The sequence below is a fragment of the uncultured Subdoligranulum sp. genome (assembly GCF_963931595.1).
Classification (GTDB): domain Bacteria; phylum Bacillota; class Clostridia; order Oscillospirales; family Ruminococcaceae; genus Gemmiger.
Map to the genome: position 1 here is coordinate 1,556,001 of NZ_OZ007030.1, position 23,100 is coordinate 1,579,100.

Annotated in this window: 27 protein-coding genes; 14 read left to right on the forward strand and 13 right to left on the reverse strand. The window is 52.3% G+C overall.

Translation table 11 applies throughout. The features are described 5' to 3' along the window. Nucleotides 1-7: 7 nt before the first annotated feature. From ABGT73_RS07480 to ABGT73_RS07500, 5 genes are all read right to left on the reverse strand, one after another. A complete protein-coding gene (locus ABGT73_RS07480; protein WP_346669173.1) occupies nt 8-1,177 on the reverse strand; it encodes an aldo/keto reductase in 1,170 nt (389 codons plus the stop codon). Nucleotides 1,178-1,371: 194 nt separating this feature from the next. Further along, nucleotides 1,372-3,243 carry a recombinase family protein gene (locus tag ABGT73_RS07485; RefSeq protein WP_346669174.1) on the reverse strand — a complete coding sequence of 624 codons (1,872 nt, stop codon included), beginning with the start codon at nt 3,241-3,243 and terminating at the stop codon, nt 1,372-1,374. Between the two features lie 75 nt (nt 3,244-3,318). Continuing rightward, nucleotides 3,319-3,489, reverse strand: coding sequence for a hypothetical protein (locus tag ABGT73_RS07490; RefSeq protein WP_204648434.1), 171 nt, complete (start codon nt 3,487-3,489; stop codon nt 3,319-3,321). Then, the gene (locus ABGT73_RS07495; protein ID WP_204648433.1) at nt 3,470-3,862 is read right to left on the reverse strand and encodes a plasmid mobilization protein; all 393 of its coding nucleotides are present in this window, start codon (nt 3,860-3,862) and stop codon (nt 3,470-3,472) included. The genes ABGT73_RS07490 and ABGT73_RS07495 overlap by 20 nt, the downstream gene beginning before the upstream one ends. Before the next feature lie 87 nt (nt 3,863-3,949). After that, nucleotides 3,950-4,909 carry an AAA family ATPase gene (locus tag ABGT73_RS07500; protein WP_204648432.1) on the reverse strand — a complete coding sequence of 320 codons (960 nt, stop codon included), beginning with the start codon at nt 4,907-4,909 and terminating at the stop codon, nt 3,950-3,952. A gap of 307 nt (nt 4,910-5,216) precedes the next feature. On the opposite strand from ABGT73_RS07500, the gene ABGT73_RS07505 reads away from it, so the two are divergent. Continuing rightward, nucleotides 5,217-7,076, forward strand: coding sequence for a DUF6076 domain-containing protein (locus tag ABGT73_RS07505; protein WP_346669175.1), 1,860 nt, complete (start codon nt 5,217-5,219; stop codon nt 7,074-7,076). Between the two features lie 48 nt (nt 7,077-7,124). On the opposite strand, the gene ABGT73_RS07510 is transcribed toward ABGT73_RS07505, so the two are convergent. From ABGT73_RS07510 to ABGT73_RS07535, 6 genes are all read right to left on the reverse strand, one after another. Beyond that, nucleotides 7,125-7,400, reverse strand: coding sequence for a hypothetical protein (locus tag ABGT73_RS07510; RefSeq protein WP_346669176.1), 276 nt, complete (start codon nt 7,398-7,400; stop codon nt 7,125-7,127). Nucleotides 7,401-7,443: 43 nt separating this feature from the next. Further along, nucleotides 7,444-9,264 carry a DUF262 domain-containing protein gene (locus tag ABGT73_RS07515; RefSeq protein ID WP_346669177.1) on the reverse strand — a complete coding sequence of 607 codons (1,821 nt, stop codon included), beginning with the start codon at nt 9,262-9,264 and terminating at the stop codon, nt 7,444-7,446. Between the two features lie 210 nt (nt 9,265-9,474). Continuing rightward, the gene (locus ABGT73_RS07520; protein WP_346669178.1) at nt 9,475-10,464 is read right to left on the reverse strand and encodes a Fic family protein; all 990 of its coding nucleotides are present in this window, start codon (nt 10,462-10,464) and stop codon (nt 9,475-9,477) included. Nucleotides 10,465-10,677: 213 nt separating this feature from the next. Continuing rightward, on the reverse strand, nt 10,678-11,130 hold the full coding sequence (locus ABGT73_RS07525; RefSeq protein ID WP_204648429.1) for a hypothetical protein: 453 nt from the start codon (nt 11,128-11,130) through the stop codon (nt 10,678-10,680). 10 nt (nt 11,131-11,140) lie between these two features. After that, a complete protein-coding gene (locus tag ABGT73_RS07530; protein ID WP_346670319.1) occupies nt 11,141-11,542 on the reverse strand; it encodes a GNAT family N-acetyltransferase in 402 nt (133 codons plus the stop codon). Nucleotides 11,543-11,548: 6 nt separating this feature from the next. After that, nucleotides 11,549-11,683 (reverse strand): hypothetical protein, encoded by a 135-nt coding sequence (locus ABGT73_RS07535; RefSeq protein ID WP_346669179.1) that lies wholly within the window; start codon nt 11,681-11,683, stop codon nt 11,549-11,551. A gap of 288 nt (nt 11,684-11,971) precedes the next feature. Here ABGT73_RS07535 and ABGT73_RS07540 point away from each other — a divergent pair, with 288 nt between their 5' ends. The 6 genes from ABGT73_RS07540 to ABGT73_RS07565 are packed head-to-tail and all read left to right on the forward strand — an operon-like array spanning nt 11,972 to nt 15,839. Continuing rightward, nucleotides 11,972-12,883 (forward strand): YafY family protein, encoded by a 912-nt coding sequence (locus tag ABGT73_RS07540; RefSeq protein WP_346669180.1) that lies wholly within the window; start codon nt 11,972-11,974, stop codon nt 12,881-12,883. 2 nt (nt 12,884-12,885) lie between these two features. Then, nucleotides 12,886-13,209, forward strand: coding sequence for a TfoX/Sxy family protein (locus tag ABGT73_RS07545; RefSeq protein WP_346669181.1), 324 nt, complete (start codon nt 12,886-12,888; stop codon nt 13,207-13,209). A 2-nt stretch (nt 13,210-13,211) separates the two neighbouring features. Next, nucleotides 13,212-13,853 carry a GyrI-like domain-containing protein gene (locus ABGT73_RS07550; RefSeq protein ID WP_346669182.1) on the forward strand — a complete coding sequence of 214 codons (642 nt, stop codon included), beginning with the start codon at nt 13,212-13,214 and terminating at the stop codon, nt 13,851-13,853. Next, nucleotides 13,850-14,392: a DUF3795 domain-containing protein gene (locus tag ABGT73_RS07555; RefSeq protein WP_346669183.1), complete on the forward strand. Its 543-nt coding sequence runs from the start codon at nt 13,850-13,852 to the stop codon at nt 14,390-14,392. The genes ABGT73_RS07550 and ABGT73_RS07555 overlap by 4 nt, the downstream gene beginning before the upstream one ends. Before the next feature lie 4 nt (nt 14,393-14,396). Continuing rightward, nucleotides 14,397-14,816 carry an SRPBCC family protein gene (locus tag ABGT73_RS07560; RefSeq protein WP_204648423.1) on the forward strand — a complete coding sequence of 140 codons (420 nt, stop codon included), beginning with the start codon at nt 14,397-14,399 and terminating at the stop codon, nt 14,814-14,816. A 21-nt stretch (nt 14,817-14,837) separates the two neighbouring features. Further along, on the forward strand, nt 14,838-15,839 hold the full coding sequence (locus tag ABGT73_RS07565; protein ID WP_346669184.1) for a DUF1848 domain-containing protein: 1,002 nt from the start codon (nt 14,838-14,840) through the stop codon (nt 15,837-15,839). Nucleotides 15,840-16,024: 185 nt separating this feature from the next. Here ABGT73_RS07565 and ABGT73_RS07570 read toward each other — a convergent pair whose 3' ends face one another. Continuing rightward, nucleotides 16,025-17,269: a hypothetical protein gene (locus ABGT73_RS07570; protein WP_346669185.1), complete on the reverse strand. Its 1,245-nt coding sequence runs from the start codon at nt 17,267-17,269 to the stop codon at nt 16,025-16,027. Continuing rightward, entirely contained in the window at nt 17,239-17,472 is a 234-nt protein-coding gene (locus tag ABGT73_RS07575) for a hypothetical protein (protein WP_346669186.1), read from the reverse strand. Before ABGT73_RS07575 ends, ABGT73_RS07570 begins: the two co-directional genes overlap by 31 nt. Before the next feature lie 387 nt (nt 17,473-17,859). Between ABGT73_RS07575 and ABGT73_RS07580 the strand changes: the two genes are divergently transcribed. From ABGT73_RS07580 to ABGT73_RS07610, 7 genes are all read left to right on the forward strand, one after another. Beyond that, nucleotides 17,860-18,759 carry a hypothetical protein gene (locus ABGT73_RS07580; protein WP_346669187.1) on the forward strand — a complete coding sequence of 300 codons (900 nt, stop codon included), beginning with the start codon at nt 17,860-17,862 and terminating at the stop codon, nt 18,757-18,759. Between the two features lie 47 nt (nt 18,760-18,806). Then, nucleotides 18,807-19,577, forward strand: coding sequence for a hypothetical protein (locus tag ABGT73_RS07585; protein ID WP_346669188.1), 771 nt, complete (start codon nt 18,807-18,809; stop codon nt 19,575-19,577). Between the two features lie 54 nt (nt 19,578-19,631). After that, on the forward strand, nt 19,632-20,129 hold the full coding sequence (locus tag ABGT73_RS07590; RefSeq protein ID WP_058966224.1) for a flavodoxin family protein: 498 nt from the start codon (nt 19,632-19,634) through the stop codon (nt 20,127-20,129). Next, entirely contained in the window at nt 20,126-20,878 is a 753-nt protein-coding gene (locus ABGT73_RS07595) for a hypothetical protein (RefSeq protein WP_346669189.1), read from the forward strand. Before ABGT73_RS07590 ends, ABGT73_RS07595 begins: the two co-directional genes overlap by 4 nt. 9 nt (nt 20,879-20,887) lie before the next feature. Then, nucleotides 20,888-21,430, forward strand: a complete 543-nt coding sequence (locus ABGT73_RS07600) for a flavodoxin domain-containing protein (RefSeq protein WP_346669190.1) — start codon at nt 20,888-20,890, stop codon at nt 21,428-21,430. A 138-nt stretch (nt 21,431-21,568) separates the two neighbouring features. After that, complete coding sequence (locus tag ABGT73_RS07605; protein WP_346669191.1) at nt 21,569-22,744, forward strand: hypothetical protein; 1,176 nt, start codon at nt 21,569-21,571, stop codon at nt 22,742-22,744. Nucleotides 22,745-22,800: 56 nt separating this feature from the next. Continuing rightward, nucleotides 22,801-23,001 (forward strand): hypothetical protein, encoded by a 201-nt coding sequence (locus ABGT73_RS07610; protein ID WP_087182776.1) that lies wholly within the window; start codon nt 22,801-22,803, stop codon nt 22,999-23,001. The last annotated feature ends 99 nt before the right edge of the window (nt 23,002-23,100 follow it).

A 23,100-nucleotide genomic window follows, 5' to 3' on the forward strand; every position in this document is an offset into this window, starting at 1 on the left:
TGCCTGGTTACCACAACCTGAACACTTTCACGCCTACCCGTGCGGCCTTGTACAGCGGCCCTTCCAGTTCCTGAGCAGCCTCTTTGAGCAGACGGCGAATCGGCAGATGCTGGGGGCAGTGCTGTTCACATCTGCCGCAGCCCACGCACTGGCTGGCTCCTGTCCCCTTGCGGCGCAGGCCGGTGGTGAGCAGATACTGCAGCCTGGCGTGGCTGCCTTCGGTGGCGGCGCGGTTATAGCTGGCAAAAACGCCCGGGATATCTACCCCCGCCGGGCAGGGCTGACAGTATCCGCAGCCGGTGCAGCCCACCCGCATGGACGCCTGCAGGTCCGCCCGCAGCCCCTCCACGAAGGCGTGTTCCTCTTCGGTCATGCAGCCCGGCCGGGCCGCATCCGCCTGGGCGGCGTTATCCCGGATCATCTCCAGGCTGTTCATGCCGGACAACACCACCGTCACGCCCGGCTGATCCCACAGCCAGCGCAGGCCCCAGCCCGCCGCAGACCGGCCGCTCTCCTTCACCCGTTTTTGGGCCTCGGCGGACAGGCCGGTTATCAGCCGTCCTCCCCGCAGCGGTTCCATGATGATGACCGGAATCCCTTTGGCTTCCGCCGCTTCCAAGCCCCTGCGGCCCGCCTGGGTATGCTCATCCAGATAATTGTACTGGATCTGGCAGAAGTCCCAGTCGTAGGCGTTCAGCACTTCCAGGAAGGTGGCGGTGTCCCCGTGGAAGGAGAAACCGATCCTTCCGATGGCGCCGCTGGCTTTCTTATCTGCAATCCACTCCCGTATACCCAGGTCGCACAGCTTGTTCCAGGCGGCCAGGTCGGTGAGCATATGCATCAAGTAAAAGTCGATGCGGTCGGTTTTCAAGCGGGACAGCTGCTCCTGAAAGCAGCGCTCGATCCCCGCTTTGGATTTGATCAGATATTGCGGCAGCTTGTCCGCAATATACACCTTGTCGCGGCAGTTCAGACGACGCAGCGCTTCCCCCAGAGCAGCCTCACTGCCCCCATACACGTAGGCGGTGTCAAAATAGTTGACACCCAGACGGATGGCCTCGCCGATCTGCTCCGTGACGGCATCCTGATCGATTTTTCCATGATTTCTCGGGAACCGCATACAGCCATAGCCCAGAACGGACAGATCATTCCTGTTTTTGTCACAACGATACTGCATATTCTTACGCTCCAGTAAAGGCCGACGCGCAAATCGCTCCGGCCTATTTTTCTTTCCAGTATAGCGGCTGCCGTGGGAAAATACAAGGCATTGCCGGAGCGATTTGTTTTTCGGGCACGTTTGGTTCCCCCTAACAACTGTAGCTTAACAAAAAATCCCCCTGCAGCTGAAATCAGCAGCAGGGGGATTGCATACTACAGGCAGATACCTAAAGTCGGTATTACGCCATACTGTGCTTCTTGAAATGCTTGCGCATCCTCCAAGAGTCCAACGGTTTTACTTGCGAGGATTCTTGATGGCTGCCTGTCCTGTGCCAATCCCGCCGCCGAAATGTCCCCATTCAGCCGACCATCCCTGTTGATCAGAAAGGGTTGACGGGAAGCCCCGGGGGGCGGCCAGGCCCCCCGGTATAAATTGCTTTCCAATGTAATGCGCGGATATTCTTTCCGCCCGTTGACCTCACAGACCAGCGTCTGGGGTTCGGGCGCCAGATCCAGCACCCAGGCGAACCGCGTATCGTCGATGGGTGTGATGCGGCGGACAAAGTTCTGGATGAACCACTCGCTCACCATACCGTCGGTGAAATCCACCGCTTCGCAGAGGCTGGCCTCGATGGCATCCATGTCCAGCGCCTTGTGGTCCCCCTGCTGGGACAGCAGTTCCGCCTTTTCCTTGTTGACCCGCTGCTGCTGGACACCAATCTCGTTGCTCTGCTCCACAAACTGGCTCAGGGTGATCTGGTTGGATGCCTTCATCATAATCAGGTTGTCCAGCCGTTGGTTCAGGGCGTCCATCCGCTTGTCCAGAGCTTTCAGCTTGGCCGGGTCGGCGCTTTCCTCCCGGTAGCAGGCGCTGAGCATCCGGCAGGCTTCCAACACGGCTTCCCGTCGGTTGCCCCACACGGTCTCGAAGATTTTCAAGGCCATCAGTTCCAGCTTCCATTCCGGGAAGGCTTTCAGTTCACAGATGCCCTCGGGCAGGCCGTGTTTCTTCAGATACAGGGCGGATTGCTTTTTGTGGCGGTAACACTCAAAGCCATAGACCTGGGTGCCGTCCGCCTTGGTGTTCCACAGATACCGCCGCAGCTTGGAACCGCAGTGGCACACCAGCTTGGTGACCCATACGTTCTTGGCAACGGTGCCGCCGTACTTGCGGGGCTTGCCGTTCTCGTCCAGCAGATTCCGCTGACGGCTTCGGCGGATGTCGTTGCACCGATGCCATAGTTCCTCGTCGATGATGGGGGTAAAATTTCCCTTTTTCAGGATGTAGGTTTCCTCGTCGTTGTTCTTCTCCCGGGTGTGGTCCAGCAGGTCGGTGGTTCGGGTACGGTTGTAGACGCAGTAGCCCATGTAGGTGGGGTTGCGCAGGATGCGGGTGATCTTGCTGGAATCCCATTTCATGTGCCCGCCGCCATCCTTGCGGCCTTTTGCGATCAGGGCCTTGGCTACCTTGCCCAGCCCGTCGCCGGTGGCGTACTGTTCAAAGATCATCCGCACCGTCTCGGCCTGTTCCTCGTTGATGACGTAGGTGTTGTGGGCCTTGTCCAGATCGTAGCCCAGGATGTTGCCGTTGCCGAATAGCACCCCTTTTTCCCGGCTCATCTGGATGCCGGCCCGCACCCGCTCGCTGGTCTTGCGGCTTTCCTCCTGGGCCATGGTGGCCATGATGGTGAGCCGCAGCTCTCCTTCGTTGTCCATCGTCCAGATGCTGTCCGCGGCAAAGTAGACCTCCACCCCCAGCTTGCTCAGCTTCCGGGTGTAGAACAGCGTGTCCATCGTGTTGCGGGCGAAGCGGCAGACCTCGCGGGTGACCACCAGATCAAACTTGCCGCGCTCCGCATCCCGGATCATCTGCATGAAGGACGGACGCCTGGTGGCCTGCGTGCCGGTGATACCCTCGTCCACATACTGGCCCACCACCTCCCAGTTGGGGTTCTTGGCTGCCAGCTCCTGATACCAGTCCATCTGATTGTCCAGCGCCGACACCTGGGCCTCGTGTTCGGTGGAAACCCGCCCGTAAAACACCACGCGGCGGGGACGGTTCCGGTATTCCTGTAAAAAGCTCATAGGATCAACCTCCTTTGGTGTACGCTCATTGTAGCGTATTGGTTTTTGTTTGAGAAATGTACAAACGGGTATTCTTCAACGCCGCTTCTTTCTCTTTTTGGCCGGGGCGGCAAGCGGCACTGCCGGGACCGGCGGATAAGTGGCCAGCACATTGTCGTAGGTGGCCTTGTTGATCTTGCCCTGCTCATACAGCCGCTGAATCAGCTTGTGGGCAATGTAGCGGGAATCAATCTGCAAACCCTCCATAGGGATTTACCTCCTTTCCATCGGGTGTGTTGGGTGTAAAGGGCGAAAATGTCCGGGGCAGCATGGCACCCTGCATGAGCAACACCGTGCTGTTCAATAGCTGGAGGGTGTAGTCCAGCTGCTCCCGGTTCTCGTCGGTGGACTGGCTGCCTGCCAGCTCTTTCAGCTGGGTTTCCATCCACTGCATCTGCCGCAGCAACAGCCGGTAATCGGCGGGCGGCAGTGCCGTGGGTGTCTTGTGGATGATGAGCAGACGAAGATACTGCTCCCGGGACAGCCCGGTGAGGGCCACGTTGTCGTTGAGCCGTGCCAGCTCTCCCTCGGTCAGGCGGACCTTCACTTCTTTGGTCCGCTGTTTGGTCTTGTTTTTCATGGGTTCTCCTTTTGGTTCGTAGGTTTGGTAAGTATGCAACAACGCAAGGGGCAGCAGCGGCGCATCCTTTTGCATGGTTGTCTCGATTCATGCGTTCAGCTGCCAGTACCACTTGTCGCCCTTGCGGACACTGCGGATGTTCAGCCTGCCTTTGACCAGATTCACCGTCCGGTCCTGGATGCCTTTGTTCTTGAAATGCTGGATGATCTCCTGATTGGATACAGGCCCCTTTTCCAGCAGCCGGGGCAGTTCTTCCTCCACCTGCTGTTGCTTGGTGGGAGCTTCCGGCAGACTGTCGCAGCCGTTCAAAAGGGATTCGGCGTCCTCGTCCAGCTGCCGCAGCCACTCCACATGGTCGCTCAGCTCAAACAGCAGCGCAGGACCGGCAGCGGCCAGATTGCTTTTCACCGGCACCAGCACCCGCTGTGTGGGCGAACGCTGGTATCGTGTCACGGTCAGAATGGACCGCACGGCTCCGGCAATGTCGATGGACCCGCTGGTGCGATACAGGGCGCTGATGCCGCTCATCTTATTCATGTGCGCCACGATGAGTACGGCGCATTTGGTGCGCTGGGCCATAGCGTACAGACTGCGGAAAGCACCCCGCACCTCGTTGGCCTGATTCATACTCACCGTAGGGCCGATGTAGGCTGAAAGCGGGTCGAGGATCAGCAGCTGGGCATTCTCCTGCAGGATGCTTTGCTCCAGCCGCGGATCATCGAAGGTCAGCGCCCGCTTTTCTTCATTGATGATCTTGATGCGGGTGCAGTTGGCTCCTGCGCTTTCCAGCCTCGGCTTGATGGTGTCGGCAATTCCGTCCTCCGAAGTCTGGTACAGGATGTTGATGGGCTCCCGGACGGCTTCCTCAAAGGGAAGGCTTTCTCCTTTGGAGAGCAGCGCTGCCAGTGACAACACCGCCATGGTCTTGCCACAGCCTGGGTCACCCTGTAATATGGTGATCTTCCCGTATGGGATGTAAGGATACCAAAGCCATTTCACTTCCTCTGCCTGGATATCCGCAAAACAGAGGATCTCTTGTTCATTCACAAAAGTACCTCCTTCATGAAGTTCAAATAAAAGGCCAGTCCGCCGAATCCGTTCCTATCCGGGTGTCTCCCCAACGTCGTCTCGCTCGCTTTGCAGGTCATGGCAAGATCGTATCTCCTTCAGCGGCCGGGTATTCAGTTTTCAAGGTTCCGTGGCAACAGAATATCACGCCTTGACGTTAAAAGCTATACATGTTACGATGTTTTCATGTAAAGATGAAATTACACGTTAGTTTTAGAACCATTACACAAATATATAACGATAAAACGTTGAATTTTTGACGTTGTGCATTTGAGGAAAATCCATCATGTCTACAGGTTTTATCTTCCGTTTTGAGGGCGATAAGCTGCTGCAGCCCTTTTTAATTCCCCAATCCTTGTTCACACCCCAACTTCAGGATAATCCCGCCGCCCGAGAACTGCGCCGCCAGCAGGAATTGGAAGCTAACCATATGCTGCTGGAGAATATCGAGAAGGCCAGGGTGTCTCTGGATAAAGCCCCTGAACCCGGGCCGCTGGATGCCGAGTTTGAAAAGGAGCCGGATTTTGAGCCTGACGAGGAAACCTTGCTGGACCGGCTGAAGCGGTGGGGCAGGATGTTCTTTGCTGATAAGCAAGTCCCGGAACCAACACCGGAGGAAACTTTGGAGGCGGAAGAGCCACTCTCTGAGCAGGCAGAGCAGTCATCCCGGCCCACATTCGTGCGCAGACAGCGTACCGGTGTAATCCATCGGTATGAACTGCTGGAACGATTGCTCAGCATGAGTCCACAGGAATACATAGACTATCTCCGGGAACATCAGAAAAACATCTGGATGGAAGAAAGCTACCCGCTGGGGATGCTGGTATTTGCTGCGCTGGATCTCCCCTGGGCGGAGCTGGCACAGGAAGCGAAAACACTGCTGGACGCAAACCTTGATGCCGAAATGCCCATCAATCCGGATTTGTTTACCACCTCTGACTGGCGGCATTATGTGGCGCCGGCTTCTTCGCCAGCACCTCCCGAAAGGAATCTGCGCACCGTGGCTGAGGGGCTGGCCCACCCGGAAAAGACACTCTACTGTCAGGTGGCAGCACTCTACAATAAGGTGCAGGATGCCTTGCAGGATTACCCAGCCATGCAGAGTCTGCTGAAAGATTACTGCACCCAGGCCGCTTCTGACTTTTACTATCAGGCGGTGCGGAAGCTGAACTTTATGGCCCTCTCTCAGGGAGACCAGGACATCATGAGAGAAAACAAATTCGTAAACGTGGCACTGCGGGAGCTGAACAGAGCCTTTGCTCTGGAAAGCGCCTCCGAGTGTATCGAGCGGTTTCTGGATTCCTGGCCGGAACCCGATGCGGTGTTGGTACGCTATGGGGATTCCGATGATCGGGAGTATTCCGCTGCCGCCTATACGATTCTCAACCGGTTGTGGGAACAGCTGAAAGGACTGTCTGATTTCCAGCCCGGTCTTGCAGATCTGGTGGAGTTCACTCTGGTGGCCGCCGACAGCCATCCTGAAAAGGATGCCACCCAGTTTTTGGGCGACGCCATGCTGTTGCGGTATTCCGGCATAAAGGCCGGAGAAAAACTGTATGAGCGGCTCCACATGAAAATGCTCAGTCGGTTGTCTTTGCCGGAGGAATCTCCAAAAGCCCGGAAACATCCGGATATCGCCAGCCGGAGTTACTATGTAGCAGACAATCTGGCCGAGGTTGTCATAGTGGATTTTCTGCAAATGTGCGGTCAGCATAAGACCGCCCGCAGATGCAAGCAATGTGGAATGCTGTTTGTACCGTTCAGTTCAGCTGCAAAATACTGTGACCGCAAATCGCCCAACGGCGGGCAACGCACCTGCAAGGAAGTGGCCGCCGAGGAAGTGGCAAAAAGTCGCACGGTGGACCCCGCGGTGGCACTCTATACCAAGATCGGCAACAAGCTGAACGGCAGACTCAGCCGCTTTTTGTACATGTCCGATGCCTGCCGCAAAGCCACCATCACCCGCTGGCGGGCAGAAGTAAAGCCCCTGGTATCGCAGGCATCGGAGCATCCCGAAACCTTTGACCCAGAGGCTTTTGACAGAGAACTGTGTGCGATTTTTGATAGTATCCGGCAGGAGGAGATGAAAAAGGAGCAAAGCAAGAAAGAAGCTGGTTCCAAGAAGCGCAGGCATGGAAAAATGTGAAAGATGGCCTTTCAGCCTACAATCACCAGAGCGCCCCTATCAAAGCTGTTACTTTACCATATATCCGAATTGCTCAAGTCTCTCCCGGCACATTCTGCGTTCTTCATCAGTAAACAATTCTGCATATTCATGCTTTAGAACATGGGCCTCTACGGATAAATCTAATCGCCCGTGCTCCATAAGAGTGGTGAATCCGTCCGTGCCGCCAGGTTTACTTATGAGCTGTTTTGCCGCAGCCAATCCGCCCTTAGCGCCCACTATTTGAAGAAAGCGACTGGCGTTATACCCACATTGTTTCTTGGCGGTCACATAGATATCAATCATGTCCTGTTAAAAACGTTTCTCTAATGTTGTCACACATAACCTCCTACTTAAACATATCCCCATTCCATACCAAGTTGACAAGCTGCACCAGCAATGTCACTCTTTCGGTAATTTCAGCCTTACCAAACTGGTCATAGGCCCTGAAATCCAAGCTGTTATCAGTAATAAATTTCTTGAACTTCGGGTTGTTTTGGTATGCGAGCTGGCCCAAGGACTCAGTATAGATGTTGCCCTCGTTGGAACAATATTTGCTCAGTTTATAACCGTAGCGAGCGTCATTCAAACTAGCATTGATGCTCTTGCGCAGCAACAACAATGCACCCACGCTATTTCTCCAACGTCTGAAGTCCTCCTGATCTGTATACTCATAAGTAAACCACTCATAATGATCGGTGATAATATGCTCGATTTCAAACGGATCCTTAGTCTGAGTATTCATGTAGTCGCAGTAGTTGGATGCAACGCCAGTGCTTTCTTCGATAAATCCGGTAACACGAGCCAGAATGTTTTTGATGTACTTCTTGGTAAAACTGTTCAGTCTTAAATCTGGCAGTGCTATTTCCGGTTCAAATCCAAGATTGTCGTATTGCTGCTGCAACTTCCGCTTTAGCGTTGCAACATCGCACATACGAATGTCCTTTGTCACGTTGAACACGAAATTCTTAATGGTGCTATAGTCCACAGAACGATAACTGGTCACTCTGGATACTATGAGAATATCGATAAATCTTGCTGTCAAGTTGATCTTTTCAATAATTACAGGCCACATATCTTCATAGCATATAGGCGCAAGAAGCAATTGAGGCTGTAAAGTGAAATTCACCTGAGCATTGTAGTATACATATTTCGTTTCTTCCGCAAAAACAGTCTCGGCCTGACGAATGCGCTGATAAACCTCAGCAAATTTAGCGAGCTTTTTTATGAACAGTTCAAAATCCGTAGAGGAAACCAGTCCCAGCTTATCTCGCTCATCACGGACCCATTTGTGGAATGAGCCACCAATGATATCAAAATCCTTATTGACCGCACCAGCCTTGGTTTCACGGATAGTTTCGGCATAGTGCGCACGGAGCCATGCCTTGATAAAGGTCTCGTCGCCTTTATCGTCATCCTTTTTTAGCATGAGGACCATGTCTTTCCACACGCCATTCATCTTTTCACGGACGGCATCGTCTTTGATTTCAGACAGAATATAACCTTTCAGCATTTCTGTAGATGTCAGGCTCAAACCACGGTCATTCATTGTAACGAAAACTTTATGAGCATCCTGCTCTGTGGTGGCCACGATCTCAATGAAGAAAACCTTCTCTGCAAGCCAGTCACAGAAATGCAGAAGTATATCATCCGTAATGTCCGCCGGAAACACATCAACGATATCCGTGTAGCGGCCATACAGATTACGAATGGATTCCCCGCAATTTGTTATGTCAAAGTCCTTGTTATTAAAGATGGCCTCCATGCATTCCTGACGGTCATCCACATTGATATTAAAGGACTTCGTACCAAAAGACTCCGAGAAAATCATAGTCTCAATCATGTTATAGCTCTGACCGATTTTCTTCAGACGATTGTTCAGGTACATCAACAGTAACGTCAAAGATGAAAAACGCTGCTGCCCGTCGATAATAGCGTTTTCACGTCCTGCTAAAACGATGGATCCCATAAAATATGCGCCATACTCTGCTACAGCCTGACGGGAATCACCCGGTTTATAGTTATCCAAGAATTCAGATGTGAGGTCATCGATGAGTTCTTCGATATGCTTACGCTGCCACATATATTCTCTCTGATAATAGTGGATAGAGTATTTTGTGTTTTGTAATAGTTGTTTTAGATTCTTCGGTGAACCTTCTATCTTTTTCATCGTTGTTCTCCTCAATATCTATGTTGTGTTAAGATAGGTAAGACCGGGAAACTCTGGCTTCCAAAAATTCTTCCAAGACTGCAAAAAGCAAAGCAAGAAAGACTTTGGCAAACCACAAAGCAAAATTGCACTGATGGAAAGGAGCCTGTGTAACTGCACATTGTCATATATAAGTTTTGTAGTATTTTAGTATCTGTGGCTTATCAAATCTTACTTTTCGTGTAATTTGTAGGCCCAGTGACTTTTTATGCGAAATTTCGCAAGTATTCTTTCCATTGTCATGTTAGCAAGAATTCTATTCGCCGTCGCAGCCGATACACCACACAGTTCCCGCACATCGGCGTTCATAATGTAGTCGTGAGTTTGGAGATATTCCTGAATCTTGTTCCAGCGAAGTGTTGTTTTATCAATCTTTCCATCGCTCATTTCATCATTCAAGTTGATGGCCTCTATGAGCGATGCTTTGATAGCTGAGAGCATGAACTCAATAAATACCGTAGACTCTCCGGCATCATTGGAGGTGTTGATGGCATCATAATACTCCTGCTGGCGGTCATGGATGATAGACTCTACAGGGAGCCAAGCAAATACGGGATTCCATTTAGAAAGCAGCAGTGTGTGCCACAGACGGCCAACGCGGCCATTCCCATCAGCAAAGGGATGAATAAGTTCAAGTTCATAGTGGAACACACAGCTGCGAATAAGCATATGAACCTCACTGGTCTTTGCCCATTCCAAAAGCTCCATGACCAAATCAGGGACATATTGTGGAAGGGTCCCAAAATGCAAGACATGACCTTCGCTATCCACTACGCCTACCGGTCGGGTGCGGAACATCCCTGATTCTTCAACCAAGCCACGAGTCATTATGCCGTGGGCGATCAGTAGGTCATCTACAGAATAGGGATCAAGCTCATCAAGTCGCTCATAAATCTCATAGGCGTTCTTGACTTCGGCAATATCTTTAGGCGGCGCCAGAACACGCTTTCCATTCAGTACAGCAGTAACTTGCTCCAAAGAGAGGGTGTTCTGCTCAATCGCCAATGAACCATGAATCGTGCGGATTCGGTTACTGCGGCGCAGTGTAGGATTGGCAGTAAGTCGGTTTGTCACATTAAGGTTTCCGACCAATTCAGCAATTTCCGCTACATAGTCAATCATTTGATTTGTAATTTCAAAAGGAGGCTGTTTATTTCTCATTTCAATACCTCGTAATGTAAGGGGAATGATTTTATTATATCATCCATCACTCATTTCATCAATCAAAACAAATTTCCTTTTGAGAGATGCTTTATAGCACAAACAAAATGAGATAGTGAGTTTTACACTGCAATACCAGACATACTGGGCGTATTTTATGTATAGAAAGCAGCGGCGGACTTCCCGTCCGGGAAATCCACCGCTGCCTTTATTTTACCGATTGCTGCACTCGGCCTGCCAGAGCGCTTCCTGCTCCGGCGTGATCTGATAGCTCTTGTACTCCCGCAGAAATCCCTCATGCCCCATAAAGGACTTGGAACCTTCAAAGTACAGATAAATTGCCTTGGCCCGTGCCAACGGGTCGGGGTAGGAAGTGAAATGGACCTCTTTGGTGGCCCAGCCGGGAACGCTGGCGATGGGCGGTTCCCCAAAAGGAAAACGGTCATAGAAGGTGTTTTCATCAGAAACCCAGGTGACCAGATCCTGGTCACCGCACAGCAGAACCCAAACAGGGCGTTTCCCCTGCGGGCAGGCAAAGCAGCCCTTGCCGATCAGGGCACGGAAAACATCACTGAAGCGGGTGCTGCTATCCAGTGGGAAGGTACAGAGTCCGCCGCTCCCTGGGAGCCGGATCTGGATCTCGGAATTTTGGGATGTTTGGTTCATAGTACACCTCTCATTCCATGACTTTGACAAAGCGGAACATTTCGTCGGGGCCGTCCTGCTCCTCGTCGTTCTGGGGCGGCAGATCAAGCGGGTGCTGTGTGGTGAAAAACTCCACGATCTTGAAACCGCATTTGTTGAGGTAAAAGTGGATATTCCGCTTTTCAAAATATGGAGTAAAGGTTTCCCACACCTTGGTTTCGGGATGCAGTGCCTCCACTGCCTGCCATGCGCCGTATCCGATGCCCCGGCTGTGGACTTCCGGGGCGGTGAACAGGATCTCCAGCTCATTGTGGTTGGTGGCCTGATCGATTTTCAGGATCACGCCGCCTACTTTCTGCCCGTCGCAGATAATGCGGTAGGCTTCGCTGTCCGGTGAATCCAGACAGGCTTCGATGGTCTTGCGGGAGATGATCTCGCCCTAGCTGTCCAGATGATCGTCCCGCATTCCAAATTCCTGCATGGCACCATACCAGAAGGCCCGCTGATTGTCCAGGATGAACTGTTCCCGGTCGTTGGCCTCCAAAGGAATCAGACTGACGGATGTGTGTTGCATTATTGTCCTCCTAAAGAAAAACGCCCGATCACTACAGCAACTGTAATAATCGAGCTCGCTCGACATCTTATCCGACTGGCGGCCTGCAAGCCTTTGCTTACGATCCCCTACACTACGGTGTACTGTCCTCCGATGACAGCACCATCATAGCGTATTTGGAGCGGGATTGCAAGATGAATAGATAGGCTTTTCCCGCAGAAAAAACATTCCTGCAAAGCCAAACATGACAGACAGTTGTCCGGTTGCTATGGTATAATACAGGCAAAAGAACAAAGGGCGGTGATTGCCATGAAAATGGATCGGCTGATCGGCATTTTGTCCATCCTTCTCCAGCGGGAACAGGTTACCGCACCGGAACTAGCGAAGCAGTTCGAAGTGTCTCGCCGCACCATCCAACGGGATATTGAAGCCCTCTGCCGGGCAGGCATCCCCATCACCACCGCACAGGGCGCTGGCGGCGGGATCTCCATCATGGAGGGATACCGGGTGGACCGCACGGTGCTCACCGCCCCGGAGATGCAGGCTATTCTGGCGGGGCTGCGCAGTCTGGACAGCGTCAGCGGCACCCGGCGCTATGCTCAGCTCATGGAAAAGCTGTCCGCCGGAAACAGTACCCTGATATCCGGCGGCACCCACATGCTCATTGATTTGTCCTCATGGTACAAAAGCAGCCTTGCCCCTAAAATCGAAGCCATACAGAATGCCATGGAGCAGCACCACCTTGTACATTTCACTTACGACGCGCCCAAAGGTACTTCGGTGCGCAGCGTGGAGCCTTATTATCTGGTCTTTCATTGGTCCACCTGGTATCTGTGGGGCTGGTGTCAAATCCGGCAGGACTTCCGCTTGTTCAAGCTCAACCGCATGACAAACCTTTCTACTGGAGATCCCTTTACAGCACGCCCGGCCCCTTTGCCGGATTTGGACCCGGAGCGGATTTATCCCACACAATATCAGGTGTGCGTTCGCTTTGCCCCGGCCTGCCGTTGGCGGCTGGTGGAAGAATACGGTGCAGACAGCTTTACCGTACAACCGGATGGCACCTTACTTTTCCGCCGAGGGTTCCCAGATGCGGACAGTGTAATCAGCTGGATTCTCACTTTTGGGGACGGTGCTGAGCTTCTGGAACCTGCTGAGTTGCGGGAACAGCTGGGGGCTCTTGTCAGTCGGCTGGCCCAGCGCTATGAAAAACGGAGGTAGCTATGGCATCCCATCCTGATTTTGTGGAATATGTGGTGGAACAACTTCGAGGGGCCGGAAGCGTCCGTGCCCGCAAAATGTTCGGAGAATACGGCCTGTTCTGTGACGGGACCTTCTTCTCTGTTATATGTGATGACCAGTTGTTTATCAAAATCACTCCACAAGGAGAAGTAGCCTTTCCCGACCTGCCGAAGGCCCCATCTCATGAAGGAGCCAGCGATTCCTTTGTGATAGAGGACGTGGACGACCCAACCATGGCGGTGGAATTGACCCGCATCACCTGTGAAGCGCTGCGCAAAGCGGCATCCCAAAAGCGGAGGAAATGAGTATGGCATTCGACTACAAGAAAGAATACAAGGAATTCTATCTGCCGCCCAAAACACCGGGCATCGTTACAGTACCTGCCATGAACTTTCTGGCGGTGCGCGGGCATGGCGATCCCAACGAGGAAAACGGTGCTTACAAACAGGCTATCGGCCTTTTGTATGCGGTGGCCTACACCATCAAAATGAGCAAGATGGGCAGCCACAAGATGGATGGTTACTTCGACTATGTGGTGCCGCCGCTGGAGGGTCTGTGGTGGCAGGAAGGTGTCCGTGGCGTGGACTACGCCCGCAAGGAGGACTTCTGCTGGATTTCTCTGATCCGGCTGCCGGACTTCGTGACCAAGACAGAGTTTGATTGGGCTGTGCAGGAAGCCTCCCGGAAAAAGAAACTGGACTGCTCTCCGGTGGAGTTCTTCACCTGGGAGGAAGGTCTGTGCGTCCAGTGCATGCACATCGGCCCTTATGATGACGAGCCCGCCACCGTAGCCGCTATGGCGGAATATGCCAAAGCACACGGCTATACGGCAGACTTTGGTGAAAAACGATTCCACCATGAGATTTATCTGAGCGATGTGCGCCGGTGCAAACCGGAAAGCCTGAAAACTGTGGTGCGCCATCCGGTGCGAAAGGTGGAGCATGTATGAAAGGCTTCACACGGGAACATACCGAGTTCAGCCTGTGTGGTCTGAACTGTCTGCTCTGCACCATGCAGGTAGGCGGCTACTGCCCCGGCTGCGGCGGCGGACCGGGCAACCAGAGTTGTGCCATTGCCCGGTGTTCACTGGACAAAGGCGGGCATGCCTTTTGCAGTGATTGCTCCTCTTACCCCTGCGCCCGGTATGACGAATTTGATGCAGCAGATTCCTTTGTGCCTCATAGCCGCCGTGCTGCCGATCTGGCCCGCGCCCGGGAATTGGGGCCGGATACCTATATAGACGAACTGCGGGCCAAGCGGACAATTCTGGATAAGCTGCTCGCCGGTTATAACGATGGCCGCCGCAAAACCTTCTACTGCGCGGCGGTGTACCTGCTGCCGTTGGAAGATCTGAAAAACGTTGTGGCCAAGCTGGAGGATCAGCCGGAATGTTCCGTCAAAGAGCGGGCTGCGGCTGCCGTGAAGCTGCTGCAAGGGGCAGCTGATGGCCACGGTGTCTGTCTGAAGCTGAAAAAGAAGAAGGGGTGATTGTATGGCGGTTTCTAAAGTAACACGCTCGTTTCCCTGTACTGTAGAACAGCTGTGGCAAATCGTGACCGACCTGACGCATACCGACTGGCGCAGCGATCTGGCGCGGGTGGAGGTTCTGGACGAAACACGCTTTGTGGAGCATACCAAGAGCGGCTATGCCACCCATTTTACGGTTACAACCTGTGAACCAAAACAGTTTTGGGCCTTTACCATGGAAAATGGGAATATGTCCGGCTTCTGGGAGGGACGGTTCGAGGCTGTGGAAAGTGGTTCCCGGTTGACTTGCGTGGAAACCGTCAACGGCAAGCGCTGGTGGATGCACCCCTTTGTCCCTGGCTATCTGAAACGACAGCAGAAACTGTATATGGATGATCTGGTGCGGGAAGTGAACCGCATCACAGCCGGAAATGCTGCCCGGTAACCAGTCCAATGCAACCCGGAGGTGAATCCCTTGATCATCAGCGCCAGCAGGCGGACCGACATTCCCGCCTATTACTCCGATTGGTTTTACAACCGTATTCAGGAGGGCTTTGTCTGCGTCCGCAACCCCATGAACTTCCATCAGGTCAGCCGCATTTCCTTGTCGCCGGATGTGGTGGACGGCATCGTATTCTGGACCAAGAATCCGCTGCCGCTAATGTCTCGGTTGGAGGAACTGTGGGCGTACCCGTTCTATTTTCAGTTCACCCTGACCCCATACGGAAAAGACGTAGAGCCGGGCGTGCCCAGCAAAAATGATGTAATCCTGCCTGCCTTTCAGGAACTTTCCCGTAGGATCGGCCCCGAACGTGTGATCTGGAGGTATGATCCTATCCTGTTCACTGACCGGTACACGATGGACTATCACATTACCTTTTTCAGACAGTTGGCCCGACGGCTGGAGGGCTATACCCACAAGTGTATCATCAGCTTTGTGGACCTGTACCGCAACACACAGACCAATATGGATGGTCTGGGCTTTGCACCGCTTACGGAAAAAGAAATCATGGAACTGGCACAGCGGTTGGCCGGTATCGCGGGCAGACACCACCTTGTGCTGGAAACCTGCGCGGAACAAATAGACTTAGCGCCATACGGCATTGCCCACGGCCACTGCATTGATCGTTCCTTGCTGGAACAGATTGCCGGGTGCCGCCTTGCGTTGGTGAAAGACAAGAACCAGCGCCCGGAATGCGGCTGCATGGCCAGCATCGACATTGGTATGTACGACACCTGCCGTCACGGGTGTAGGTATTGTTATGCTACACACAGTATGAAAACTGTTGCGCGCAATACGCAAGCCCACGCTCCGAACTCACCGCTGCTCTGCGGGCAGATTCTGCCGGAGGATGTGGTAAAGGAACGGGCGGTAAAGTCATATAAGGAAGAGTTTCCGCAATTTTCTTTATGGAAACCGATTTGTCAAGGGGAGATTACCCCGGAGTTATACATTTTTCTTTTTTGAGCTTCTGAGCCGTCGCCTTTCACCGCGGTCCTAAAATTTTGCATAAACACGACACAAGATCAGCAGCGTGTAAGCAATCAGAAAAAACTAAACCGCCTGTCCCTATGGCCGAGATAAGGGTCACTAGGACAAGCGGTTTTCTTTGCCTTAAATGATGACTGGTAAGATGTACATATTCCATGACGTTAGTCAGAACGGAAATAAGCCTGGTGGTGTACCATAACATTGTCTAGAATGCCTGAATCATCAAAACCAAGCTTCCAAGAGGCCGGGTCAAGAGGGTCATCAATTTCGTATTTCAAGCTATATCCACCATAGGTTGCCTCAAAGCTATCGTTCGGTTGGCCATACAGTTTTAAGACATCTTCTCTGGTAGACCATCCCAGCATCAACCCACCGGGAAGGCGTAGTTCTGTGCCGGAAAAGTCGTAGTTGCCATATATTACATGAATACCTCCCACCGTGCCCTCGGCGACGGGGATCGTGCTTTCGGTGGTGTTGAAGACACAGACGCTGATATCCTGTTCGCGGTCGTTGGTCAGCGAGACCCATTCCCATTCATAGGACGCATACGGGCCTTCCGCGCCGGGCAGAGAAAGCCCGGCATCCTCCTCGGAAATCACCCACCCGTCGTCAAGAAAATCCGCAAGGGGAAGCGGCAACGTATACACCGCGTCATTGATCTGGATGGAAAAACTTTCCCAATCATCCGAAAGTTCGGGGGATGTGGGGTACAATTCGGCCTCCGGCGCGTCGAGTTCTGTCATAAATTCGAGCGTTATCAAGGTGGAGGTGTGCGGCAGGTAGGTAACTTTCGCAAACAGAGCAAAGTCGTTCTCGCCCCACAGCGCGCGCCCTTCCTCGTACCTCTTTTCACTGATTTCAAAGGAATGCCGTTCGCCGGTCATATCTACGCCGCGCAGATAATAGTCGTCCGAACCATAGTCCCCGATCCCTCGCGAATATTCAAACTCCAGCCGCTCCAAATAGGCTGCTTCCGGGCGCTTGAGATAGGGAATGTCCAAAACGAGCGGCCGGACAAGGAAGAAAGCGGCGGCGAGGCAAAGCAGAATGCCTGCGGTTCTGCCAACCTTTTGCAGGAACGTTGTGTCCGGCTGAATCAGCAGTATGAATAAGACAAGGGCGATGATCACCGCCACCAGCCCCAAGCCGCCATAGACAATGACGGCTTGCATAAACCCTGTGATGCCGATGGCAAAGGCATCGGCGCTTGTAAACCATTCCACCACCGCGAGGATGGTGATCGGCAGAAAAAAGATGACGGCAAGGAGCAAAATAAACCATTTTAACTCCGCCTTGCTTTTTTCGCCGCCGGGCGCTCTTTTGTCTGTTCGGTTCTCATTTATATTGTTCATTTTCTCTCTTGCTTTTATGAAAATCAGTGTTTCAAACGCTCCAGCGTCTCGCAAATCGCAAGCATCCCCTGTTTTTGATCTTTGATTTTGGCGGTGATGCTGTTGTTGACCAGCGACAATTTTATTTTGGTTTTCCCGCTTTTCGCTTTGATGATCCGCTGGGAAGGCAGTAAACCTTTTTGTACCTTCAGTTCGTCAAACTGGTCAAACGGAATGCAGATTTTACCGTAAATATGCGAGATATCAAAAGTTTCCAACACTGCGATAACCAATGTTTTTCTGTCACGCCAACATAACAATATACATTACTCAAAGCTCCCAGTGCCAACATTTCAGCCGTCCCAGACATCAAGGTCCCCCATGCTTTTCCCTGGTACGTTTCCCCGTCCGGGCAAATACTGGCTAACATTTCATTCATATCTTTCTCATTCATGAATAAAGTCATATAGTTCACCTCGTTGTTTTGTTCATGGGTCAGTGGATCCGATTCCATCTTAATTATAGCACTTATCTTATTTTACGATGTGAAATCAGGATAAAATACCCGTAAATATTAGGCGAGAAAGGCACAAGGTTACCCAATAATTTGGCTGCGACGCGGTTCTGGAAGATGTGATGCTCGCTGGGGTGTAGGAAGGAAGCTCATGAAAATGTCAGGAATGCTTGTTCTTAATAATGACAGCATTTTCTCTAACCTTTTGAATCGGTTTCGGGATCATGCCATAATTTTACGCAATCTTAACCTGCTCATGATAGATGCCAAACACGAATCAAGATATAATTATACTGAATTGTTGTACCTAATTGAGGAGGTGTTTTTTACGGGGGCTTTCTTTGACTGGCTGCTGTCAAATTTGAACTGGATGATTCCTGTGATCTTCATCCTGGCGTTTGCACTCCCGATTCTGTCCGTGATCCGCAGGCTGACGAAAGGGCATGTCAGCAAAAATTCCTGCACCGTGCAGACAGTAGGATTTATCCGCTCCACCCAGCAGACCGGCATGTATGTCAACGAAAACCCGCAGCTGCTTTTTGGACTGGATGCCCTGGCGGAGGACGGAACGGTGTTCCAGACCAGCGTGCGGAAAATCATTCCCATGACGGCGATGGCCGGTATGGTTCCCGGCAGAGCGATCCCCATCCGCTATAACCCGGACAACAGGACGCAGGCAGTGTGGGACAATCATCCGGACGAGTCGCTGGCGCAGGAACGCGCCGCCCGCTATCAGTGCCGGAAGCACCCGGGCGATCTTTCCTATGAACAGCGGATGGAACTGTTAAAAAACGGCGTGATGAAAAAAGCATTGCTGAAAAGCTTCCGGCTGACAGGGAAAGAAGAAGCCGGGGACTATGAAGCAGAGGCGGCCATCCAGCTTGCTGGCGAGGAGCAGGACGGTCACACATTTGAGCGAACGCTGTATGTACCCAATACAGCTTTGGAATACCTGATCCCCGGCCGGTATGTGGACGTGCGCGTCATCCCGGACAGGGAAAATCTCTTTGTTTTTGTACTGGATACCTCCGTGGTGTCCGGCATCAGTTAGGAGGGATACGGCATCCGTTTGATACAGAGAAAGGGGTTGACCGTTTCGTGGAAAACGTATGGAGTCTTTTTTTCAACTGGATGGCTGAAAATCCGATTCGGGCCATCGTGATCATATCTGCGATGGCCATTGCGCTGTGTATCCTGCTGGGATTTGTGCTCCCGGCCAGATCCGAAAGGCGGAAAAGGGAGAAGGAGCAGCGCTGGAGGGATGCCCGCACAGTGAAGACCTTGGGTTTTATCCGTTCTGCAAAGCATACGGGACGATGCGTCAATGACAATCCCGAGATCCGTTTCGTGGTGGACGCGCTGGCCGAGGACGGGACATTTTTTGAGACCACCGTGACGGAGGTCATCCCGCGGGCACAGCTTTCCATGTGCGCCGTCGGAGATCCGCTCTCCATCCGGTATGACCCGGCAGACCGCTCCCATGCCATCGGTGATGATAATCCGGATGCCGATGTACTGAATGAGCGCATCGCCCGCTACCAGTGCCGCAGGCATCCGGGCGAGCTGACCTATGAACAGCGCATGGAGCTTAACAGAAACAGCGTGGTCAAAAAAGCGCTGCTGGAAAACCTGCGGCTGACCGGGAAAGAGGAAGCCGGGGACTGGGAAGCGGAAGCGACGGTTCGGATCACGGACAATGCGGCGGGAGACACGGTTATGAACCGCACCCTTTATCTAAACGACAAGATGCTTAAGCATATGGTTCCGGGCAAATACATCGACATCAGCGTTGTGCCGGGCAAAGAGGACGTTTTCGGTATCGTAACGGATATAGCCACGAAGGTCGTTCCTGAGAAAAGCGGGGCTTGAATGGTGAGTGCTCTTTCCTGTCCGGGATAACGCCGCAAAAGAAAGGATTGCGTTTTGAAAACGATCATTCATGATCTTAATAAAGCAGACTTCTCTGCTTTTGAACTTCCAGATGAAAATGTCGTGGTTTTCACTGCGGACGGCCAGTATGCTCCGTGCAGTGGCTGCTTTGCATGTTGGCTGAAAAATACCGGATTCTGTGTGATGGACGACTCCTTGAAACATGCGGGCGCATTGATCGGGCAAAGCGACCCGCTGATTATTATCAGCCGTTTGTGCTACGGCGGCTACAGCCCCGGCGTCAAGGCTGTTTTGGACCGCGCTATTGGAGTATCCCTCCCCTTCTTTACCTGGCGGGGCGGCCAAACCCATCATATAGGGCGCTACCCGCAGCGAAAACTGCTGCGGGTTCTCTTTTACGGAGATTCTACGGAATCGGAACGGCAGACTGCCACAGAGCTTGCCGAGCGTAACCGGCTCAACCTTGGATACAAAACAGCGGAAACGCTGTTTTTCCAAAATCCTGCACAGATCAGGGGAGCAATATCATGAAGCTGCTGATCTTCAATGCAAGCCCCAAAAAGAGAGGCGGCGCTTCTCAATTTTTCTCCGGTATCCTCCGGCTGTTTCTTCCCAGCCTTGTCAAAAAAACGGTTCCTCTGCGGAGCCGGAAAGACTTTGACCATGCGCTTTCCCAGTTGGGCAGCGCGGACGCCGTATGTATCTCTTTCCCGCTTTATGTGGATGGATTGCCCTCTCATTTAGCAGAGTTCCTATCGCTGGCAGAAGAATATTGTAAAGCCCGTTCTCTTCGGTTCCGCCTGTACGCCATTGCCAACAACGGCTTTATAGAGGGACAGCAAAACCGTACTGCACTGCGGATACTGGAATCCTGGTGCCTGCATTCCGGCGCCGTCTGGAGCGGCGGGATCGGGATTGGCGGAGGCGTCATGCTGCGGGTGCTGGGAATCGTCTATCCTGTTTTGATCGCGCTATCTATCGTACAGATCGCCGTTTCGTTTCTTACGGCAGGAAGCGTACCGCCGGACATGCTTTATACCCTCGCCATTCAGGCGGGAAGCTGGCTGTTTTTCAATTTCGGTGTATTGTTTTGCCTGGCCCGGTTGTCTGCGGCCATATACAAGCGCAAAACCGTAAAGAGCCGCTACACCCGTGTGCTGCTTCCATCCTTCCTGTTTGTTCCGATTGCCGATCTGTTTATGATTCTATCCTCTCTGTCTTGCGGCCGGTTCCTGTTCGCACTTTTAAAACAGGACGATTGTTCTCGTAATAAGGGGTAAGGTGATTGCATGAAGTCTGTCATTTTATACGGAAGCAGGTACGGAAGCGCCCGCCGGTATGCGCAGGAGCTGTCAAAGCAAACAGATATCCCTGCTGTCAGCTATCAAGAAGCACCGCCGCTTTCCAAACTGGAAACGATCGTGTATATCGGCGCGCTGTATGCCGGTGGTGTTTTGGGGCTGGCCAGGACATTGCGCAGTCTGTCCTTGCGGGACGGGCAGAGGCTGGTGATCGTTACGGTCGGGCTGGCTGATCCGGATATACCGCAAAATCGGGAGAATATCCGGAACTCCCTGCCAAAACAGATTCCCGCCCAGCTATATGGCAGAGCAGCGGTTTTCCATCTGCGAGGCGCCATTGATTATCAGGCGCTATCTCTGGGACACCGAACCATGATGGCGCTACTGCACCGATCTCTGCAAAAGAAACCGGCGGAAGAATGGAGCGAAGAAGACAAGGCGTTAATGGAAACCTACGGCAAGCAGGCAGATTTTGTCGATTTCGCTTCCCTGCGGCCGATTATCAATGAGATGCAGAGGGAAAGCAGGTAAGAAAAATTATTTGAATGCATAGCTTAGCCAGTTTGGCTTTCTCTGCTGCGAGGGATTCTATGTAGGTGCCACGAGCGCATTATTTTACGCTCTCTTATCAATCGGGTGCTTTCACGCGTATCGGAAAGGAAATGGTTTATGGCTGAAAAGCGAACTGTCCGCTTTGTAAAATGGCTGATTAAGGTTGTGATATCTTATGCGGTGTTTATCGGGATCGGCTGGCTTCTCGGGCGGATCCCCGCTGAAAGAATTGGCCTTTCCGAGGATATGTTTTTCGATCTGCGGATGTTTTTCATGCTGTTTGGCCCCATTTATCTCTCTCTGATCGTAAAAATTGTTTTGACAATTCTGGCCGCAATAAAGCATAAAGAAAATGACACCGCCGAACAAAACAGGGGAGTTCTGCTTGCCGTCACTGCCATATTGATGCTTGCAAATCTGTCCAATGCCCAGACCGCAGCGGATCTGAGCAGCGGACTCATCGAAAGCAAAGGGCTGAAAAGCCTGAACAGGAGCAAACGGTACAATCTGAAAGGCAAGCGGTTTTTAAATATTTTCCTTCCCATCGCCTTTTATATGCTGATCCTGGAGATATTGACGCTGCTGGTCTGCATCGTCACCTTCGCACCGTTATCCAACGCGGCAAGCAACGCTTTTATTTTTACCATCGCCCTGACCGCTTTGCTCCTGCTGTTGATCCCACTCATTCTCACTTTTATCTCCGGGTTTAAGGGAGACAAGGCGGAACATGAAATAAAGCGGGACAAGGAACGGCAGGCCGCAGTTGTGTCCAGCAACCTGGTCCTAGAAACCGATCCCATTCGCCGCAAACAGTATCTGCGGCTGCCGAAGCTGCTTGTGCTGGCGGTTTGCCCGGGCTCGTTCCTGCTTTCTTTTCTCGTGCTGTATTTCACCAAGAACCATCAGGACCAGTTGGCGGTCTTGATGCTGCGTCAGCCGTTTATGGCTCTGGCGGCCGCCTCGATCTTCGCTGTGATCCCGCTTCTGATGTACTGGGCAAACTGCTCAGGGACGTCTTTGGTTCAGCGCGTGTATCTCTCGGAAAACCGGCTGTGCTATACCGGTTATAGCGGCAGCATGGACGAGCGGGTGGAATTTGCCTTTGTGCTGCTCCGGCTGAAAGAGTATTCTGTGGGAAGACGATCCATCTGTATCCGGGGAATATTTACCCGGAAGACAAAGGACGCCTACGGTACGCATCAGAAAAATGCCTTTTCCAAGACGCTCTGGATTCCCCGCACCTTTCCAGTGGAGCAGGAACGGATCCTGCTGGATTTTTTAAGAAAAGCGTAGCCGTAAAATGATTTGTGCTCACACACTCCAAAAAAGATAACAAAGGAGGCTTCAGAATGTATAAGACGATTGTTGTAAAATACTCTCCTAAAGCAAAGGAAATGGCGGCAAGAATCGAAGATGTAGCCAATCAAATGGAACAGGAAGGATTTGAACTGGTTTCTTGTTCTATTACACCTTCTTCCAAGGGGATTCTGGTTTTTAGACAGATAAAGGCTCCCCAACCGACCGAAGTTTGTGAGCACGAAAAAGGATAAAATAAAAATTCCACCCAATTTCCGCTGCTTACCTGTGAATAAGCTTATCCTGCTACACACACAGCAAAAACATAAAATCCCTTTTCAGGTTGTGCTGAG

What these genes read in the sequence shown, in the direction of transcription:
- ABGT73_RS07480 (WP_346669173.1), bottom strand. Translation starts at nt 1,177, where the DNA reads ATGCAGTATCGTTGTGACAAAAACAGGAATGATCTGTCCGTTCTGGGC.
- ABGT73_RS07485 (WP_346669174.1), bottom strand. Translation starts at nt 3,243, where the DNA reads ATGAGCTTTTTACAGGAATACCGGAACCGTCCCCGCCGCGTGGTGTTT.
- ABGT73_RS07490 (WP_204648434.1), bottom strand. Translation starts at nt 3,489, where the DNA reads ATGGAGGGTTTGCAGATTGATTCCCGCTACATTGCCCACAAGCTGATT.
- ABGT73_RS07495 (WP_204648433.1), bottom strand. Translation starts at nt 3,862, where the DNA reads ATGAAAAACAAGACCAAACAGCGGACCAAAGAAGTGAAGGTCCGCCTG.
- ABGT73_RS07505 (WP_346669175.1), top strand. Translation starts at nt 5,217, where the DNA reads ATGTCTACAGGTTTTATCTTCCGTTTTGAGGGCGATAAGCTGCTGCAG.
- ABGT73_RS07510 (WP_346669176.1), bottom strand. Translation starts at nt 7,400, where the DNA reads ATGATTGATATCTATGTGACCGCCAAGAAACAATGTGGGTATAACGCC.
- ABGT73_RS07515 (WP_346669177.1), bottom strand. Translation starts at nt 9,264, where the DNA reads ATGAAAAAGATAGAAGGTTCACCGAAGAATCTAAAACAACTATTACAA.
- ABGT73_RS07520 (WP_346669178.1), bottom strand. Translation starts at nt 10,464, where the DNA reads ATGAGAAATAAACAGCCTCCTTTTGAAATTACAAATCAAATGATTGAC.
- ABGT73_RS07525 (WP_204648429.1), bottom strand. Translation starts at nt 11,130, where the DNA reads ATGAACCAAACATCCCAAAATTCCGAGATCCAGATCCGGCTCCCAGGG.
- ABGT73_RS07535 (WP_346669179.1), bottom strand. Translation starts at nt 11,683, where the DNA reads ATGCAACACACATCCGTCAGTCTGATTCCTTTGGAGGCCAACGACCGG.
- ABGT73_RS07540 (WP_346669180.1), top strand. Translation starts at nt 11,972, where the DNA reads ATGAAAATGGATCGGCTGATCGGCATTTTGTCCATCCTTCTCCAGCGG.
- ABGT73_RS07545 (WP_346669181.1), top strand. Translation starts at nt 12,886, where the DNA reads ATGGCATCCCATCCTGATTTTGTGGAATATGTGGTGGAACAACTTCGA.
- ABGT73_RS07550 (WP_346669182.1), top strand. Translation starts at nt 13,212, where the DNA reads ATGGCATTCGACTACAAGAAAGAATACAAGGAATTCTATCTGCCGCCC.
- ABGT73_RS07555 (WP_346669183.1), top strand. Translation starts at nt 13,850, where the DNA reads ATGAAAGGCTTCACACGGGAACATACCGAGTTCAGCCTGTGTGGTCTG.
- ABGT73_RS07560 (WP_204648423.1), top strand. Translation starts at nt 14,397, where the DNA reads ATGGCGGTTTCTAAAGTAACACGCTCGTTTCCCTGTACTGTAGAACAG.
- ABGT73_RS07580 (WP_346669187.1), top strand. Translation starts at nt 17,860, where the DNA reads ATGAAAATGTCAGGAATGCTTGTTCTTAATAATGACAGCATTTTCTCT.
- ABGT73_RS07595 (WP_346669189.1), top strand. Translation starts at nt 20,126, where the DNA reads ATGAAGCTGCTGATCTTCAATGCAAGCCCCAAAAAGAGAGGCGGCGCT.
- ABGT73_RS07600 (WP_346669190.1), top strand. Translation starts at nt 20,888, where the DNA reads ATGAAGTCTGTCATTTTATACGGAAGCAGGTACGGAAGCGCCCGCCGG.
- ABGT73_RS07605 (WP_346669191.1), top strand. Translation starts at nt 21,569, where the DNA reads ATGGCTGAAAAGCGAACTGTCCGCTTTGTAAAATGGCTGATTAAGGTT.
- ABGT73_RS07610 (WP_087182776.1), top strand. Translation starts at nt 22,801, where the DNA reads ATGTATAAGACGATTGTTGTAAAATACTCTCCTAAAGCAAAGGAAATG.